The 17,728-nt window shown below is 66.6% G+C and carries 15 protein-coding genes and 1 riboswitch; of the genes, 14 read left to right on the top strand and 1 reads right to left on the bottom strand.

Annotated features, from left to right (window positions below):
* Positions 1-49: 49 nt before the first annotated feature.
* Positions 50-655 (bottom strand): PaaI family thioesterase, encoded by a 606-nt coding sequence (locus tag WEB52_01710; GenBank protein ID MEX2225147.1) that lies wholly within the window; start codon positions 653-655, stop codon positions 50-52.
* A 385-nt stretch (positions 656-1,040) separates the two neighbouring features.
* Between WEB52_01710 and WEB52_01705 the strand changes: the two genes are divergently transcribed.
* The 14 genes from WEB52_01705 (at position 1,041) to metK (ending at position 17,668) form a co-directional block, all read left to right on the top strand.
* Positions 1,041-2,474: an AarF/UbiB family protein gene (locus WEB52_01705; GenBank protein ID MEX2225146.1), complete on the top strand. Its 1,434-nt coding sequence runs from the start codon at positions 1,041-1,043 to the stop codon at positions 2,472-2,474.
* Positions 2,475-2,678: 204 nt separating this feature from the next.
* A complete protein-coding gene (locus WEB52_01700) occupies positions 2,679-4,211 on the top strand; it encodes a glycosyltransferase family 39 protein (GenBank protein MEX2225145.1) in 1,533 nt (510 codons plus the stop codon).
* 346 nt (positions 4,212-4,557) lie between these two features.
* Positions 4,558-5,781 (top strand): CoA transferase, encoded by a 1,224-nt coding sequence (locus WEB52_01695; GenBank protein MEX2225144.1) that lies wholly within the window; start codon positions 4,558-4,560, stop codon positions 5,779-5,781.
* Positions 5,778-7,139, top strand: coding sequence for a CaiB/BaiF CoA-transferase family protein (locus tag WEB52_01690; protein ID MEX2225143.1), 1,362 nt, complete (start codon positions 5,778-5,780; stop codon positions 7,137-7,139). The genes WEB52_01695 and WEB52_01690 overlap by 4 nt, the downstream gene beginning before the upstream one ends.
* A gap of 198 nt (positions 7,140-7,337) precedes the next feature.
* Complete coding sequence (gene thrB / locus WEB52_01685) at positions 7,338-8,225, top strand: homoserine kinase (GenBank protein ID MEX2225142.1); 888 nt, start codon at positions 7,338-7,340, stop codon at positions 8,223-8,225.
* A 433-nt stretch (positions 8,226-8,658) separates the two neighbouring features.
* The gene (locus WEB52_01680; GenBank protein MEX2225141.1) at positions 8,659-9,132 is read left to right on the top strand and encodes an NUDIX domain-containing protein; all 474 of its coding nucleotides are present in this window, start codon (positions 8,659-8,661) and stop codon (positions 9,130-9,132) included.
* Positions 9,133-9,250: 118 nt separating this feature from the next.
* Positions 9,251-9,733: a hypothetical protein gene (locus tag WEB52_01675; protein ID MEX2225140.1), complete on the top strand. Its 483-nt coding sequence runs from the start codon at positions 9,251-9,253 to the stop codon at positions 9,731-9,733.
* A 91-nt stretch (positions 9,734-9,824) separates the two neighbouring features.
* Entirely contained in the window at positions 9,825-10,913 is a 1,089-nt protein-coding gene (gene ychF / locus WEB52_01670; protein MEX2225139.1) for a redox-regulated ATPase YchF, read from the top strand.
* Positions 10,914-11,490: 577 nt separating this feature from the next.
* Positions 11,491-11,584: riboswitch (SAM riboswitch) on the top strand.
* A gap of 46 nt (positions 11,585-11,630) precedes the next feature.
* Entirely contained in the window at positions 11,631-12,677 is a 1,047-nt protein-coding gene (gene mtnA / locus WEB52_01665) for an S-methyl-5-thioribose-1-phosphate isomerase (protein MEX2225138.1), read from the top strand.
* On the top strand, positions 12,674-13,552 hold the full coding sequence (gene mtnP, locus WEB52_01660) for an S-methyl-5'-thioadenosine phosphorylase (protein MEX2225137.1): 879 nt from the start codon (positions 12,674-12,676) through the stop codon (positions 13,550-13,552). Before mtnA ends, mtnP begins: the two co-directional genes overlap by 4 nt.
* The gene (locus tag WEB52_01655) at positions 13,549-14,454 is read left to right on the top strand and encodes a GNAT family N-acetyltransferase (GenBank protein MEX2225136.1); all 906 of its coding nucleotides are present in this window, start codon (positions 13,549-13,551) and stop codon (positions 14,452-14,454) included. The genes mtnP and WEB52_01655 overlap by 4 nt, the downstream gene beginning before the upstream one ends.
* A 35-nt stretch (positions 14,455-14,489) precedes the next feature.
* The gene (ahcY, locus tag WEB52_01650) at positions 14,490-15,764 is read left to right on the top strand and encodes an adenosylhomocysteinase (GenBank protein MEX2225135.1); all 1,275 of its coding nucleotides are present in this window, start codon (positions 14,490-14,492) and stop codon (positions 15,762-15,764) included.
* Between the two features lie 26 nt (positions 15,765-15,790).
* On the top strand, positions 15,791-16,348 hold the full coding sequence (locus tag WEB52_01645) for a four helix bundle protein (GenBank protein MEX2225134.1): 558 nt from the start codon (positions 15,791-15,793) through the stop codon (positions 16,346-16,348).
* Between the two features lie 84 nt (positions 16,349-16,432).
* Positions 16,433-17,668 (top strand): methionine adenosyltransferase, encoded by a 1,236-nt coding sequence (gene metK, locus WEB52_01640; protein MEX2225133.1) that lies wholly within the window; start codon positions 16,433-16,435, stop codon positions 17,666-17,668.
* The last annotated feature ends 60 nt before the right edge of the window (positions 17,669-17,728 follow it).

Here is a 17,728-nt window from a genome sequence, read left to right as displayed (position 1 = left end):
GAACCAGGCGCCCAGTCCTCTTCGAGATCTGCGGAGTTGTTGATCGGGGTTAGCCGCCGAGGGCTTCGGCGTTTTGTTCTTCTCGGCGGGCGGCTTCGAGGAGGGCTTCCTTTGTCGCGGCGTCTGGCTCGTTGGCCGCGAAGGCGCGATACAACGCGGCGCCGCCGCGCTCGAGTTGGGCGAGCAGCGTCTTTTGTTCGTCGAGCGACTTGCCATCAAACAGCGCGGTGAGCATCTCCTGCTCCGACTTGCGCACATCGAGCACGATCTGCGTCTGCGTGACGAGCGCGAGCAGGCGATCGCCGGGGCCGGTGACGCGCGTCTGCCAGACCATGGTGCGCTTGCCGCGGTGGAGCGCGGTGCACTCGGCGCGGACGGTCTCGCCGGTGCGGCCGGGGGCGAAGAAGTTCGTCTTCGACTCGATCGTGGTGGTGCCGGCGCCCTGCGGCAGGTTGAGGCTCGTCGCGACGCCGCCGAGCGTATCGGCGAGGGCCATGATGGCGCCGCCGTGCATGACGCCGGGCACGGTGCAGAGCGCTTCCGTCACGTCGACCTCAGCGACGACGCGTTCGGGCGCGACCTCGACGAAGCGGAGGCCGAGCGTATCGGGCAGCATGCCCCTGGTGGCGGTGCGGATGCGTTCGAGTGGGCCCATCGTCCCTCCGGGGAGATCGTCAGTTTGCAGGGCGGTTGCCGCAAGGGCCAATGATGGCGGGTTGAGGTGGTGGCACGCGGTCGCGGGTGCTGGATGCTGGATGCTGGATGCTGGGCGATATGTAGTTTGGGTGACGAATGGCGCGTGGTTGGGGTGCTGCGGGCCTCACCCCCCGGCCCCCTCTCCGTCGAGCGGAGAGGGGGAGCGCGTTTGGCGCGCGATGCGCAGTTTTCCGCGTGTTGAGTGAGATGGTCGCCGCGATGGGATCCTTCGCGGCGCTTCGCTTGCTCAGGATGACGAGTGGCGCGTGGTTGCGCTTGCTCGGGATGACGTGGTGTCAGGTGATGGCCGTAGGATTGTGATTCCCGTAACATGACGACTGAACATGGCTCAACGCACGGTTTCTTCGCCGGAATACGGTCAGCGGCAGCGGATTCGCGCGCCGCGGAATCGCGTCAGGCGCTTCACGAATGTGGGGCGGATGCTGGCGCGCGTCTTTTTGGGCTACAAGGTGATCAGCTTCCGGGAGAAGCGTAAGGGCAAGGCGTGGGGCGACCCGAAGCGCGAGGCGCACCACTGGTGGAGCGCGAAGAAGTTCTACGAGGCGGCGGTGAAGAACCAGGGGTTGCTGATCAAGACCGGCCAGTTTCTGGGCACGCGGCCGGACGTGCTGCCGGAGGCGTACGTCGAGACGCTGTCGCGGCTGCACGACGAAGTGCCGCCGGAGCCGTTCGACGTGATCAGGGAGCACATCGAGCGGGAGTTGGGCAAGCGGCTGGAAGATGTGTTCGTCGAGTTTGGCCGCGAGCCGGTGGCGTCGGCGTCGCTGGCGCAGGTACACCGGGCGGTCCTGCACGACGGGCGCGTGGTCGCGGTGAAGGTGCAGTATCCGGGCATCGAGCACATCGTGGACATCGACCTGGACAACATGCAGTTTTTCATCGGCCTGCTGAACAAGCTTGACCGGTCGATGGACTATCGTTTCGTGGCGCAGGAGATGCGCGCGAACATTCCGCTGGAGCTGGACTTCATCAACGAAGGACGCAATGCCGAACGCATCGCGGCGGACTTTGCGAACGTCGAAGATATCGTCGTGCCGGCGATCTACTGGGAGCACACGACGCGGCGCGTGCTGACGATGGAGTACATCGACGGCGTAAAGATCACGGACTACGAGGGCATGCAGCGCATGGGGGTCGACACGACGGACATCGCGAAGATCCTGGTGTTCGCGTTCGCCGAGATGATCGTCAATCACGGGTTTTTCCATGCGGACCCGCATCCGGGGAACCTGATGGTGCTGCCGGGACCGAAGCTCGTGCTGATCGACTTCGGGCAAGCGAAACAGTTGCCGCCGGCGTTTCAGCAGGTGCTGATCCAGTTCACGCGCGCGATCCTCTCGGGCAATAGCGCGCTGATGGGCACGGCGTTCCGTGACCTGGGATTCCGCACGAAGAAGGACGACGCGGCGGGCTACGAGCAGCTCGGCGACGCCTACGTCGGGCGGATCGCGAAGCAGATCAACGAGACGGGCGCGGGCTGGGCCGAAGGCGACGTGTTCGAGGAGTCGTACGAAGACGTGAGCGGCTTGCTGCGCAAGAATCCGCTGACGGCGGTGCCGCCGGAACTATTGCTCATCGGACGGGTGTTCGGGTTGCTGAACGGGCTGAGCATGACGCTGCGGGCGAAGACGAGCATGCTCGTCGCGTTCGCGCAGCTCGCGGACGAGATCGAAGCGGCGAAGGCGAACGGCGCGGCGCCGGCCAACGAGGCGGCGACGAATGGCGCATCGCGGACGCGGCGGCTGCTCGAGGCGTAGGTCAGGGCCGTTTTTCCACAGATTCGCACAGATGACACAGATGGTTGGGTAGATGATTAGCGCGGGCGTTAAGCCCGCGCCGTTCGTTGCGCGCACGGCGCCTGGCCCTTGGCCATCGAACGGCGCTCGCTTGGTCCGCGCAGCTTCGGGGGGTGCCGCGCTCAAGTTCGGCTTCCGGTGGCCGAAACCCTGTATGAGCACCTTATGAACCTGAGGGAATCGGCAAGCATCGACCGCCCGATCGGCGCACTGGTCGCGTCGAGCGCGTACGACCTGGCTCGGCATGTCGCGAGGACGTGGGCGGCGCCGGCGCTTATCGTGTGCGTGGCGGCTTTTCTGCGCCTGTACCGGCTGGAGTTGCAGGCATGGACGCCCGACACGTACGAGCAGATGGCGGCGGCGAGCCGGCTCATCGGCGGCGACTTCCCGCTGTCCAGGCTGTACCCGCCCGGGATCGCCGTGACGCTTGCGCCGGCGTACCTGATCTTTCCGGACACGCTCGCGACGATGCAGGGCGTGATTGTCGTTTTCTCGCTGGCGCTCGTGGTGCTCGCGTACGTGTGGTCGCGACGGATGATGGGTGATGAGCGGGCGGCGCTCATGGCGGCGTTCTCGGTCGCGGCGTTGCCGTTGTTCGTCTATTTCTCGCGCGATGGGCTGTTCGACATCATCGGGACGGCGTGGTTGCTGAGCGCTGTATTGGGGGCGAACATCGTGCGGGGGCGGGGATGGGTGGCGGGGTTGGCGTACGGCCTGGTGCTCGCGGTGGCGATCAACATTCGTGCTTCGAACATCGCGATCCTGCCAGCGGTGCTGATTTACGGGCTGGCGCCGACGGCGGATCAGCGCCCCCGTGCTGGCATGCGCACAATCGTTGCCGCGGGTGCGGCGATGACGGCCTTGACGCTGGCGGGGATAGTGGCCGGCGGCTGGTTCGGCACGGCCGGCGGCGGCGCGATGACCTTGTCGAGGTACGCGGGAAATGTGGGATTCTATCTGTCCGTGATCATGGGCGGTGCGCTGTACGCGCCGTTCATCGTGCCGCTTGCGCTGGCGGGGGGACGCCGGCTCTGGACGCGCGACCGCGCCTTCGTGATGGCGGCGACGTACATGGTTATCGCGTGGCCGCTGATGCACGCGCCATTCCTGTTCGCGAACCACCGCTACATGCTGGCGCCGCTCTTCCTGATGCTACTTCTGTCGGCGCACGGAGCTTCCGCGCTGCTTGCAGGCGCGCCCAATTCGGGATGGGCGCCGATCCGGCGGACGTTAGGGGCGCCGGCGGTGATCCTGTTCGTCAGCGCGTTGCTCGTCGGGGGCGCGGGGACGGCGCGGCATTGGGGGCGGAATGCATCGAGTTCGGATGAAGCGGCGTTTCGCGAGTTGCGTCCTGTCGTCGCCGGGTTGCCTGCGGATTCGCTGCTTGTCGGCGCGGTGCTGAGGGGCGTGCAGGGCGCGAACGAAGATATCACGCACCTCGACCTCATCGACCACTCGCTGGCGACCGGCAATACGCCGGAGAAGGTCGACGAGATCACGGGCATCGTCGAGACATCGTTAACTGCGGGCCAGCCGGTGTACTACGTCTACAGCCGGTTCGAAGCGAATGGAGACGATCTCGGTAAGGGCGGCACCGGCTACGACGCGTATTTCGACGCGATCACGCGAGAATTTGAGGCGACGGTCATTTACCAGACGTCGGTTGAGAAGTTCCGGCTGTACAGGATCATGCCGTAGGGAAGTCCGAGAGCGAAGCAGGACAGCGGCGGACGTGAAAACGACAAGTGCCGGGCGGCGGGGCCCGGCACTTGCCTGCGAGGGGGTCGTCTGGCTCTTCGTGTCGTCTGCTCTCAGGAGGTTTCTACACGTTGATCCGTCTTGTTTGCGTCTCGATGTCGTCCGTATGTCTATCTCTATCTGTGGGGATTATCTGCGATAACGCGGCGCGTGGTATCGGACGAGGGAGGGGTTAGCGGCCGTGACCTTGGGGGGACGCGGTTTCTCCACCTTTTGGCGGAGTGCGCGAATTGATCGCCGGAACGGGCGATCGTATGCTCCCCTTCGAATCTGGAATGGAGGCGCCATGGCGGACCGCGCGCTCGAAGGACTGCGCATCGTCGATATTTCCGAGGGGATTGCCGGCCCGTACGCGACGAAGTTGCTGGCGGACACCGGCGCCAGCGTCACGAAGATCGAGCCGCCGGGCGGCGACGTGAGCCGGCGATACGGTCCCTTCCCGGGTGACACGCCGGACCGGGAGAGGTCCGGCCTGTTCCTGCACCTGAACACCGGCAAGCGCAGCGTCACGCTCGACGTGGCCGTGACGTCGGGGCAGGTGGTGCTGAAGAAGCTGCTGGCGCATGCGGACGTCTTCGTCTGCGGAGAACGCGCTTCGACGCTGAAGTCGTGGGGACTGAGCTACGACGACCTGAAGAGCGAGCACCCGGAGCTGATCTTCGCGCAGGTCTCGCCATTCGGCGCGACGGGGCCGTACGCGGGCTACGACGGCAACAGCCTGACAGCGATGGCGCTGAGCACGCTGATGTACAACACCGGCGCGCCGGACCGTGAGCCGCTGACGACCGGCGGCGAGGCGGGCGAGTACGTCGCCGGGATCCACCTGTGGCTCGGCATCCTCGCGGCGCTCGAGAACCGCACGAAGCGCGGCGGCGGCGAGCACGTCGACGTGTCGATGGCGGAGGCTGTTGCGGCGGCGGACGAGTATAACGCCGCGATGTACGCGTTCCAGGGCGCGGTGCGACGCCGCTTCTACTCGCGGCACATTTTTGGTTACCCGAACGACATCGTCGAGTGCGCCGACGGGCACATCGTGCTGATCCCGGGCGCGACCGGCTTTCCGACGCCGCTCACGGTCGAGACGCTTTCGCCGATGGCGCTCTTGCTCGAAGATCCCGAGTTGAACAAGCACCCGTTCTTTCTGTCGGGCGGCGAGCGGATGCTGCGCTGGCAGGAGTTCGACGAGATGGTCCACCCCTACCTCTCATCGCATACGGCGATGGAGATCGTGATGACGGCGCAGGCGTTGCGCATGCCCTTCGCCTTCGTGCCGACGGCGAGCGATCTTTTGCAGGACGAGCACCTTCACGAGCGGCAGTTCTTCACGACGATCAAGCACGCCGACGACGGAGAACTGCGGCATACGGGCGCGCCGTTCAAGATGAGCGAGACGCCGATGCAGTTCGGCCCGGCGCCGAAGCTCGGCGAGGCGACGGCGGAGGTGCTGACATCGGACGCCGGATACGAGAAGGACGATCTGACGGTGATGAGCGACCGGGGGGTGATATGAGCCAGCAGGAACTGCCGCTCGACGGGATCAAGATCGTCGACCTGACGCACGTGTTCGCCGGGCCTACCTGCACCCGTATTCTCGGCGACCTGGGCGCGGACGTGATCCGGTTCGAGTCACCGGGCCGGCTCGATGTGACGCGCAATCTGATCATCACCGAGAACGACGGCCTGGACCATCCATGGCACCGGGCGTCGTACTTCGTGATCCGCAATGCGAACAAGCGCGAGATGATGATCGATCTGGCGAAGCCGGAGGGCATCGAGATCGTGAAGAAGCTGATCGCCGGGGCGGACGTCGTCGCGGAGAGCTTCACGCCGCGGGTGATGGAGAACTTCGGGCTGGGGTACCAGTCGGTGAAGGCGATCAAGCCGGACATCATCATGATCTCGCTATCGGGCTACGGGCAGAACGGCACGATGCGTGATTTCGGCGCGTACGGCATGGGGCTCGAGCCGGCGTCGGGGATCTCATCGATCACGGGGTACCGGGACGGGCCGCCGATGCGGTCGGGGCTGTCGTTCACGGACCCGTACTCCGGCTTCATAGGGGCGGGCGCGGTGCTGACGGCGCTCGCGTACCGGCGGCGCACGGGCAAGGGCCAGTACATCGATCTTTCGGAGCAGGAAGCGGCGATCCCGGTGATGGGCGCCGCGCTGATGGAATACCAGATGAACCAGCGGCTCCGGCCGCGTACCGGCAACCGTAGCGACTGGGCGGCGCCGCAGGGCTGCTATCGGTGCGCTGGTGACGATCGCTGGGTGGTGATCTCATGCGCGAACGACGCGGAGTTCGACCGCCTTGCAGGCGCGATGGGGCACGCGGACTGGCTTTCGGACGCGCGCTTCGCGACGGTGCTGGCGCGGCACAAGCACCACGACGAGCTGGACACGGCGATCACGGAGTGGACGTCGCAGCGGGACCACTATGCGGTGATGCACACGCTGCAGGCAGCGGGCGTGAAAGCGGCGGCGGTACTCAACGGCAAAGAGGCGCTGCTCGACCCGCAATTCACGGCGCGCAAGCAGTTCGACGTCGTCGAGCAGCCGATGCTCGGAAAGCGCCTGCTGCAGAAGCACGTCGCGGCGCGGTTCACGCGCTTCGACACGGGGCCGCGGCGTCATGCGCCGATGCTGGGCGAGCACAACGACGAGGTGCTGAAGGAACTGGGTTACTCAGAGGATGAGATCGCCGCGCTGCAGGCAGGCGGCGCGATCGGCAATACGCCGACGCTGCCGGTGCCGGCGCAGTTCATCTCGATGGCGCTCAAGCTGCCGTACGAGAAGTACGTCGAGGCGGGGATCCTGCAGGCAATGGAGCCGGACTATCGCGAGCAGTTGGGGATCGCGGGGGGGTGACCTCACCCCCCGGCCCCCTCTCCGCCGGGCGGAGAGGGGGAGTTGGTTTTGCCCGGGATGCGCGGTTTTTGCGCGTTGACTGAGGTGGTCGCCGCGGATGGGATCCTTCGCGGCGCTTCGCTTGCTCAGGATGACGCATGGTGCGTGGTTGCGGGCGAGTGTCCCGAGACCAAATACGGTTCAGGTACACTCGCGACGATGGCACGATCCGTAATGGTGCGCGTCCCGGCGACATCGGCGAATCTTGGCGCTGGCCTCGACAGCCTGGGGCTGGCGCTGGCGATCACGCAGGACGTGACGCTCGCACTGTCGCATCAGACGGAGCCGGCGAACGGATTGTCGCGGCTGGTCCTCGATGCTGCACGCTCGGCATACCGGCTCGCGCACGTCGATGCGCCGCCGGAGATGCAGGCGTACGGAGAGCAGACGATACCGATCGGACGCGGGTTAGGGGCGAGCGCGACGGCCCGCGCGGCGGGCCTCGTCGGGGCGAACGCGCTGATGGGCGGGCCGCTGACGGACGACCAGATGCTGAGCCTGGGGGCTGGTCTGGAAGGGCACGGCGACAACATGGCGCCGGCGCTCTTCGGAGGCCTGCGCGTCGTCGTGAAGGACGGGGCGTCGTACCGTCACGTGGCGGTGGCGATCGCGGCCGGGTTGAAGATCGTGCTGTTCATTCCCGAACTCGAGATGCCGACGAGCGAGAGTCGCAAGCTCTTGCCGCAGACGCTCTCGAAGGAGGACGCAGTACACAACATCGGCAGGGCGGCGCTGCTCGTGGCGGCGCTGGCGGCGGGCGAGTGGGGCGCGCTGGACGTCGCGACGCAGGACAAGATGCATCAGCCGGCGCGCGCACGCATCTTTCCGGGCATGACGGACATCTTTGCGGCGGCGAAGTCCGCGGGGGCGCTCGCGGCGTACCTGAGCGGCGGCGGCTCGACGATCGCAGCGCTGGCTATCGAACACGAGGAGCGCATTGCGCGGGGGATGATGCAGGAGGCGATCGCGCGCGGGTATCCGGGGCGCACGGCGATCACGACGCCGTCGGACGAGGGCGCGCTCGTGATCGGGATGCCGGACGGCTAGACGGGCAGGCGCACGGCATTCGCGTCGCGGTTCGCGGATATGCAGGAAGGCCGGACCTTCGTCCGGCCTTCACATTCGTCGTTAGCGCGACCAGGCTCTTCAGCCCCGATCTCGCCTCCCTATGCCGCCTATGGCTGTATCGGCAGCGTCCGCTTCCGGACGGAGGAGCCGAATGAACGGGGTGCGCACCCGCACCGGAAACCGCCGGTCGTCGTCACGATCACGGTCGTCGGCGGATGGTTGCGGCCTGGCGTCCATTCAGCGCTCCTTTTGTCCAGCGGGGCCTGACTGCTGGAGTCATTATCCCGATTGGGAGTGACGCTTTGATTGCGGGCGGGTTACGTCTGCGTTGAAACGATGTAACAGCGCGGACGGCACGCGGGTAGGCTTAGTCGAGCGTCGCGGGGTCGGGCGCACACGGCGCCGGAGGCACATGGACGTCATCACGGGGTCGATCTCCACCTACGTGTTCACGATCGTCGATCGGGAGGCGCGCTTCCTGGCGCTGCTGCGCGCGCCGGGGCTGTTGCACGAGGGCACGTGGCAGGCGGTACACGGCATGATCGATGAGGGGGAGAAGGCGTATGCCGCGGCCTTGCGGGAGACCGTCGAGGAGACGGGGCTGGCGCCGGCACGCTTCTTCAAGACCGACTACGTCGAGACGTTTTACAGCGAGTGGACGGACGCCGTACACTTGGTGCCGGCGTTCGCGGCGTTCGTCGAAGGGGCGGCGCCTGTCGTACTATCGGCGGAGCATACGGCGTTCGAGTGGTACACGTCCGACGAGATCGTCGAACGCTTCGTGTGGCCGTCGCAGAAGGCGGCGGTACGCGTCATCGCCGCGGCGGTTGCGACGTGGCCCGGCGTACACGGCGGGATGACCGAGATGACGGCGCGGGGAAGGTAGGCGCGCCTGCTACGGGATCGCAATCTCATCGTTCCCGGCTGTAGCTTCGACGCCGCCGCATAGTCCCTATCCTGACATGCACCCGCGTCCGCATATCCGCCAGGAAAGGAACTATCCCATGGGCCGGAGCAGCGCCAGCCGCAAGAAGCAGTCGGACTACGACCGGGCACTGGCCGACGAGCGCGAGCAGACGGGAGCCGCGGTGCGCGAGCACGTGATCGTGGTTTCGCCGGGCAACCTGTCGTTCGACGTCGATTTCTGGACCAACGCAAAGATCGCTTTGGGGGCGGGTGGCGACAAGGCCGGCGTGGAGTCCACCGGCAAGCCGCGTCTTCGCGTCGTGCCGGGCGACACGACGAACCACTTCGATCGCGGCGACGATCGCGGCGACGACGACGGCAACGCACGCCGGAGAGGCCGACGGGCGGGGACGGCTGCGGGCCAGTTGCCGCTGCCCGACGCGCCGGCCGGATCGCTGCGCGAACCCGGCGAGATGGCTGCTGACGACGCGCGCGAGGCGGACGACGTGTTCGCGGAGAACTCGGAGATCGCGTTCGAGTCGCGCGCCGAGACGCCGGAGGAATTCGAAGACCGCACCTGACCTGGAACGTCGCCGCACTCGCGAGGACGCATCGAGCGCGTCCTCGCTTTGCGTACTACCGGCTGCGGCAAGCCGCCGATAACCTGACGGCGTGGACCTCGGCATCATCGGCTTTCAGCGATCCGGCAAGACGACCGTGTTCAACGCCGTAACGAAGGGGCATGCCGAGACGGGCTCCTACGGCGCCGGCGTGCAGCCGAACATCGGCGTGGTGAAGGTGCCGGACGACCGGCTCGACCGGCTGGCGAAGCTCTTCGACCCGAAGAAGTTCACGCTGGCCGATATCCGCTACATCGACTTTCCCGGCGAGGCGTTCAGCAGCGGCGAGGGGCCCTCGGCGCAGTTCGTCGCGCAGCTCGGGCGTTGCGACGCGCTGATCCACGTCGTACGCGCGTTCGAGGACGAGACGGTGCCGCATCCGCAGGTCAGCGTCGACGCGATGCGGGACGCGCAGGCGATGGAGCTGGAGCTGGCGTTCGCCGACGCGGCGTTCATCGAGAAGCGGTTGGAGCGCATCGAGATCGCGACGCGTTCGATGAAGGCGGGAGAGCGCGACCAGGCGGAGCGCGAGGTGGCGCTGCTCAAGCGTCTGCAGGCAGCGCTCGAGGCTGAGACGCCGCTGCGCGCGCAGCGGATCGACGCGGAGGACGCGAAGCTGCTGGTCAATTACCAGTTCCTCAGCGACAAGCCGCTGCTGCTCGTCGTGAACATCGGCGAGGGCGACGTGGCGCGGAGCAGCGACGTCGAGGGCGAGTTCGCGCAGTTCGCCGGCGAGCACCGCGCGGTGGCGGCGATCAGCGGCAAGATCGAGCAGGAACTGGCGCAGATGTCCGATGACGATGCGGCGGAGTTTCGCGGCGACCTGGGGATCAAGGAAGCCGGGCTCGACCGGATGATCCGCATGTCGTACGAGTTGACAGGGCTGATCCCGTTCTTCACGGTCGGTCCCGACGAGTGCCGGGCGTGGAACGTGCAGCGCGGGGCGACGGCGCCGCAGGCGGCGGGCAAGATCCACACCGACCTGGAACGTGGCTTCATCCGAGCGGAGGTCGTGCAGTGGGGCGATCTGCTCGACGCCGGGTCGATGGCGGAGGCGAAGAAGCGGGGCGTCGTGCGGCAGGAGGGGAAGACGTACGTCGTGCAGGATGGGGACGTGCTGAATATTTTGTTCAATGTGTGATCTGGTCGCTGGTTGTTGGTCGCTGGTCGCTGGTCGCTGGTCGCTGGTTGTTGGTCGCTGGTTGTTGGTCGCTGGTCGCTGGTCGCTGGTCGCTGGTCGCTGGTATGAGTGTGGCGAGTCGCTGCGTGCAACGGCGGGGTGGGTATGCGATGGCTGTACCGTGACGGGATCCTTCGGCGCGCTTCGCTTGCTCAGGATGACGGGGTTTGGCGGGTGGTGCGTCTGCGAAGGCGGGATCCTTCGCTTCGCTCAGGATGACGGCGCGAGGCGGAGTCGCTGCGTGCAAACGGCGCGGTTGGTAGGAGGATCCTTCGCGGCGCTTCGCTTGCTCAGGATGACGTGGTTGGGGGGTCGTGCGTCTGCGAAGGCGGGGATCCTTCGCTTGCTCAGGATGACGTGGGGTGGGGGCGTGCGTCTGCGAAGGCGGGATCCTTCGCTTGCTCTGGATGACGTGGGGTGTGGGGGTTGTGCGTCTACGCGGGTGGTTGGCTCGAACAGGCTGAGAGCGGCGGATCGGGGTGCTCTTGACGGGTCGATCAGCGGCCCCCTACAATTCCGGCACAACTGAATACCTGAACTCTTATCGAGAGTGGTGGAGGGATCGGCCCTACGAAGCCCGGCAACCCGTTCAGGCGGGTGCCAAATCCGACCCCAATGGGGGAAGATGAGAGAGGATCGAAGAGACTTCTCACCACCTAACGGACGAGAAGTTTTTTGTTGTCAGACTCACAACCGGCTCAGATCGCACCCATCCGATACGACGGCGGCACGCTGCGGCTGCTCGATCAGACGCTGCTGCCCGGCGAGGAGCGGTACATCGAGACGCGCGACTGGCGCGACGTCGCGGCGGCGATCCGGCGGCTGGCGGTGCGCGGGGCGCCGCTGATCGGCATCGCGGCGGCGTACGGGATGGCAATGGCGGCGCGCGAGCATGAGGTGGATCTCGCGGCACAGGTACTCGCGGGGACGCGACCGACGGCGGTGAACCTGAGCTGGGCGATCAGGAAGGTCGCCGTCGCGACGAAGAACGCGACGAAGAGCGGCGGAGATGCCGTTGCGGCGGCGGAGTCGGAAGCGCGACGCCTGCACGAGAAGCAGATCGCCGCGGACGAGCGGATGGGGGCGCTTGGCGCCGAACTGCTGCCCGCTGGCGCCACCGTGCTCACGCACTGCAATACAGGCACGCTGGCGACGGGCGGTATCGGCACGGCGCTTGGCGTAATCAAGACGGCGCATCGACAGGGGAAGATCAGGGGTGTGCTGGTCGATGAGACGCGGCCGTTGCTGCAAGGGGCGCGCCTGACGGCGTGGGAGCTGTCGCGCGAAGGGATCGACTACGACATCATCGTCGACGGCGCGGCGGCGGGGATCATGGCTTCTGGGATTGTCGATGCGGTGCTGGTGGGGGCGGACCGGATCGCGGCGAACGGCGACACGGCGAACAAGGTCGGCACGTATGGATTAGCGCTCGCGGCGCAGGCGCACGACGTACCGTTTTACGTCGTCGCGCCAATGAGCACCGTTGACAGATCGATCGAGTCGGGCGCAGAGATCGTCATCGAACAACGCCAGCCGGCCGAAGTGCTCGAGATTGGACTCGAAGGCGAAGCGATAGTCCCGGCAGGCGCTACGGCGCTGAATCCGGCGTTCGACGTGACGCCGCACGCGCTGATCAGCGCGATCGTCACCGAGCGCGGCGTGCTGCGGTCGCCGTTCGACGCTGCCATCGCATCGCTCGCGCAATTAGCGGCGGTGATGCGATGACGGGCGCGACGCTGGGCGTGATCGGCGGATCTGGCTTCTACGCGATCGAAGGGCTGAACGACGTCGAAGAGGTCACGGTCGATACGCCGTTCGGCGCGACATCGGACCGGATCGTGATCGGCGACCTGCACGGCACGCGCACGGCGTTCCTGCCGCGCCACGGCATCGGGCACCGGATCCTGCCATCGGAGATCCCGCAACGCGCGAACATCTGGGCGCTGGCATCGCTGGGCGTCGAGCGGATCGTCTCGGTCAGCGCCGTCGGCAGTCTGAGCGAAGACATCGCGCCGCTCGACATGGTCGTGCCAGACCAACTCATCGACCGGACGCGGATGCGGGATTCTACGTTCTTCGGGCGGGGCATCGTCGCGCACATTGCGTTCGACACGCCGTTCTGCCCGTCGATGAGCGCGGCGCTGTTCGATGCCGCTTCGAGCGCGGGAGCGGAAGCGCATCGCGGCGGCACGATGGTGGTCATCGAAGGCCCGGCGTTCTCGACGAAAGCAGAGTCGCTGCTGTACCGGAGCTGGGGCGCGCAGATCATCGGCATGACGGCGCTGCCGGAGGCGAAGCTCGCGCGCGAAGCGGGCATCTGCTACGCGATGCTCGCCTGCGTCACGGACTTCGACACGTGGCACGACCAGCACGACACGGTGACTGCGGACCTGATCATCGGCAACCTGCTGAAGAACGTCGCCAATGCGCGGCGCATCGTGGCGGCGGTCGCCGCCGCGCTTCCCGCGCGCGACTGCAGATGCGCCGCTGCGCTCGATGACGCGATCGTGACGCCGCTGGCGCTCGTGCCCGATCAGACGAAGCGCGAGCTGGCGCCGATCCTGGCGCGGCTGCGGGCGGCAGAGGCGGTGCAGCCGTGACGGTTGTCGAGCGCAACGCGCGGGCGATCGATCGTGCGAACGAGTATGTCGTGCGGCGGCTGCAGGAGCGCGATCAGATCCGGCACATGCTGGAGGCGCGACGGACGTACGCGGCGTATGCGCTGGGGCAGCTCGACCCGGTGCTGTTTCGCATGTCGGAGTGGTGGGGCGCGCACGGCGTCGGCGGGCAGGCGGTGATCCTGCACTCGCACGGCGGCCTTGGCAGCGCGACGTTCGTGATGGGCGATAGCGCACCACTGGAGGCGCTGCTGCAGACGCATCCGGGGCCGCGGCAGACGTTTTTTACGTGCGAGGTACACCACCTGGACACCGTGCTCAGGTACTTCGACCTGGAGCAGCGGCAGACGATGATCCGCATGCACGTGACGGGCGACAGGTTCAAGGCGGCGGAGGGGGAGGCGCGGCGCATGGTGGGACGCGACGTGCGCACGATCAACAGCCTGTACCGCACGGACGGTGTGCCTTCGTTTTACTCGTCGCGGCAGATCGACGATTCGGCGTACTTCGGCATCGAGCGTGACGGGCGGCTCGTGTCGATCGCGGGCACGCACGTGATCTCGGCGGTGAGCGGCATCGCGGTGGTCGGCAACGTGTACACGCACCCGCAGTACCGGGGACAGCACCTGGCGCAGATCGCGACGAGCGCGGTCACCGAGTTGCTGCTCAAGACGTGCCGCGAAGTCGTGCTGAGCGTCGACCCGACGAACAAGTCGGCGGTGCGGGCATACGAGCGCCTGGGCTACGTCGAGGTGGCGCGGCTGATCGAAGGCGCGGCGCTGCGGCGTGACGGCACGGGGGCGTTCACCACGATCAGGCGGATCGCCGCGCGGATGCGGGGACGCGGCACGGGAACGGAAATCATCCGGCTGAGGCCGGACTAAGGGGAGAAAGCCGGACGGCCTCGGAAAGGCAGAGGATGACCACGGAAACAGCAGTTCCACACGATGTGCGCGACCTGCGGCTCGCCGAGGAAGGCGTGCGGCGGATCGAATGGGCGGCGCGCGAGATGCCGGTGACGGCATCGATCCGGGAGCGCTTCGCGCGGGAGAAGCCGTTGCGCGGCGTGCGCGTCGGGGCGTGCCTGCACGTTACGACGGAGACGGCGAACCTGATGCTGGCGCTGCGCGACGGCGGCGCGGACATCGCGCTGTGCGCTTCGAACCCGCTCAGCACGCAGGACGACGTCGCGGCGGCGCTCGTCGGTGAGTACGGCATCTCGGTGTTCGCGATCAAGGGCGAAGACAACGATACGTACTACAGGCACATTGACTCGGTGCTGGCGCACAAGCCGCAGTTGACGATGGACGACGGCGCGGACGTCGTCGCGCGGCTGCACAAGGACCGCACGGACCTGCTGGAGCACGTGATCGGCGGCACGGAGGAGACAACGACGGGCGTCATCCGGCTGCGCGCGCTCGCGAAGGATGGCAAGCTGCGGTATCCCATCGTAGCGGTGAACGAAGCGAACACGAAGCACATGTTCGACAACCGCTACGGCACGGGGCAGAGCACGCTCGACGGGATCACGCGCGCGACGAACATTCTCTGGGCGGGAAAGAACGTCGTGCTCGCGGGGTACGGTTGGTGCGGGCGCGGCGTGGCATCGCGGGCGCGCGGCATGGGCGCGCAGGTCATCGTCACGGAAGTCGACCCGCTGAAGGCGCTGGAGGCGGTGATGGACGGCTTCCGCGTCATGCCGATGGCCGCCGCGGCGAAGATCGGCGACTTCTTCATCACGCTGACGGGCGACATCAACGTGATCGACCGGCAGCACATGGAGACGATGAAGGACGGGGCGATCGTCGCGAATTCGGGGCACTTCAACGACGAGATCAACCTGCAGGCGCTGGAGTCCATGGCGGAGGCGAAGCGCCACGTGCGGCCGTTCGTCGAGGAGTACAAGCTGGGCGACGGGCGCAAGATCTTCGTGCTGGGCGAGGGGCGGCTGATCAACCTGGCGGCGGCTGAAGGGCACCCGGCGAGCGTGATGGACATGAGCTTCGCGAACCAGGCGCTGTGCAGCGAGCACGTGGTGAACAACCAGGGCAAGCTGCGGGCGGAGGTGTACCCCGTACCGCCGGAGATCGACGCGGAGATCGCGCGGCTGAAGCTTGCTGCGATGGGCATCGACATCGACACGCTGACGGCGGAGCAGGAGAAGTATTTGACGAGTTGGGAAAGCGGAACGTAGTGGGGAACGTGGAAGCGGGAAGCGGGATGCCACCGTTGGAAGCGGGAAGCGGGATGCGGGATGCGGGATCGGTGGGGAACGTGGAAGCGGGAAGCGGGACGCGGGAAGCGGGATCGGTGGGGAACGTGGAAGCGGGAAGCGGGACGCGGGATGCGGGATCGGTGGGAGCGCGGAACATTGTTTCAGCGCGGAAGCCGATCAGCTCGTATCGCGACATTGAGGCGTTTCAGCGCTCGATGGAACTTCTGGCGCCACTCCATGAGCTGATTCGGGCGCTGCCTCAGAGTGAGCATTGGGAGTTGGCGAGCCAACTGCGGCGTGCGAGCAAGTCTGTTCCTGCGAACATTGCTGAGGGGTACGGCAAAAAGCGTTCGGCGAAGGAATTTCGGCACCATCTCGACATATCACTGGGATCGACGAACGAGGTGACCGTCCATCTCGAGATTGGAGTGGCGGTCGGTTATTTCACCGCGGCGCAGATCAAGCCGCTGGTTGAAGGCTATGAGATCGTCGCTCGCCAGATCTTTCGACTCATCGAGAGCTGGCGCGACTTTGGAGCGAAGGCAGGCGGAAGCAGGGGATGATGAGCGACGCGGCACCAATCAAGCTTCTCGCTTCCCGCATCCCGCATCCCGCTTCACATCTTTCGGAGTAGGAGGAACCTGAGTATGACCACCACATTCATGGGAAGCCCGCAGCTTTCGCTGACGAGCGAGTCGGTGACGGAAGGGCATCCCGACAAGATGTGCGACCAGATCAGCGACGCCGTGCTCGACGCGATCCTGAAGGAGGATCCGATGGGGCGCGTTGCTTGCGAGACGGCGGTGACGACGGGCCTGGTCGTGGTCATGGGCGAGATCACCACGGCAACCTACGTCGACATTCCGACGATCGCGCGGGAGACGATCCAGCAGATCGGCTACACGAACGCGCACTACGGCTTCGACTACGAGACGTGCGGCGTGATGGTGTCGATCAAGGAGCAGTCGCAGGACATCGCGCAGGGCGTCAATGAGGCGATCGAATCGCGCGAGGGCGCGGGAATGGAAGACGATCTCAACACGGGCGCCGGCGACCAGGGCATGATGATGGGCTTCGCGTGCAACGAGACGCCGGAGTACATGCCGCTGACGATCTCGCTGGCGCACCGGCTCTGCCGTCAACTGACGAAGCTGCGAAAGGACGGCACGCTCTCGTACCTGCGGCCGGACGGCAAGTCGCAGGTGACGATCGATTACGAATACGGGCGTCCGAAGCGCATCGACACGGTGGTGATCTCGACGCAGCATGACCCGGACATCACGACTGAGGCGCTGCGCTCCGACATCATCGAACAGGTGTTGCGGCCGGTGCTGCCGCCGGATCTCCTGCGCGGGACGCCGCGGACATTCATCAATCCGACGGGCCGCTTCGTCATCGGCGGGCCGATGGGTGACGCGGGGTTGACGGGGCGCAAGATCATCGTCGATACGTACGGCGGCATCGCGCGGCACGGCGGTGGTGCGTTCAGCGGCAAGGACCCGACGAAGGTCGACCGTTCGGGCGCGTACGCAGCGCGCTACGTCGCGAAGAACATCGTCGCGGCGGGGCTGGCGGACCGCGTCGAGTTCCAGCTTTCGTACGCGATCGGCGTGGCGCACCCGACGTCGGTGGCGGTGGAGACGTTCGGGACGGGGCGCATCGACGACGAGCGGATCCTGGCGCTGGTGCGGCGGCACTTCGACCTGCGGCCGGCGGCGATTATCCGCGATCTCAATTTGCGGCGCCCGATCTACCTTGCGACGGCGGCATACGGGCACTTCGGACGCGAGGACATCGACGCGCCGTGGGAGCGCACGGACAAGGCAGCGGCGTTGCGGGCGGACGCGGGCGTGGCGGAGCCGGAAGGCGTGCCGGGGGGCTGACGCAGAACAGACAACACACAACAGACAACAGATCGGTAGGGGCGCATGGTTGTGCGCCCT

The sequence above is a fragment of the Dehalococcoidia bacterium genome, from assembly GCA_040902535.1.
Classification (GTDB): domain Bacteria; phylum Chloroflexota; class Dehalococcoidia; order DSTF01; family JACRBR01; genus JBBDXD01.
Note: the sequence above shows the minus strand (reverse complement) of the source record. Positions and strands in the feature narration are given on the sequence as shown.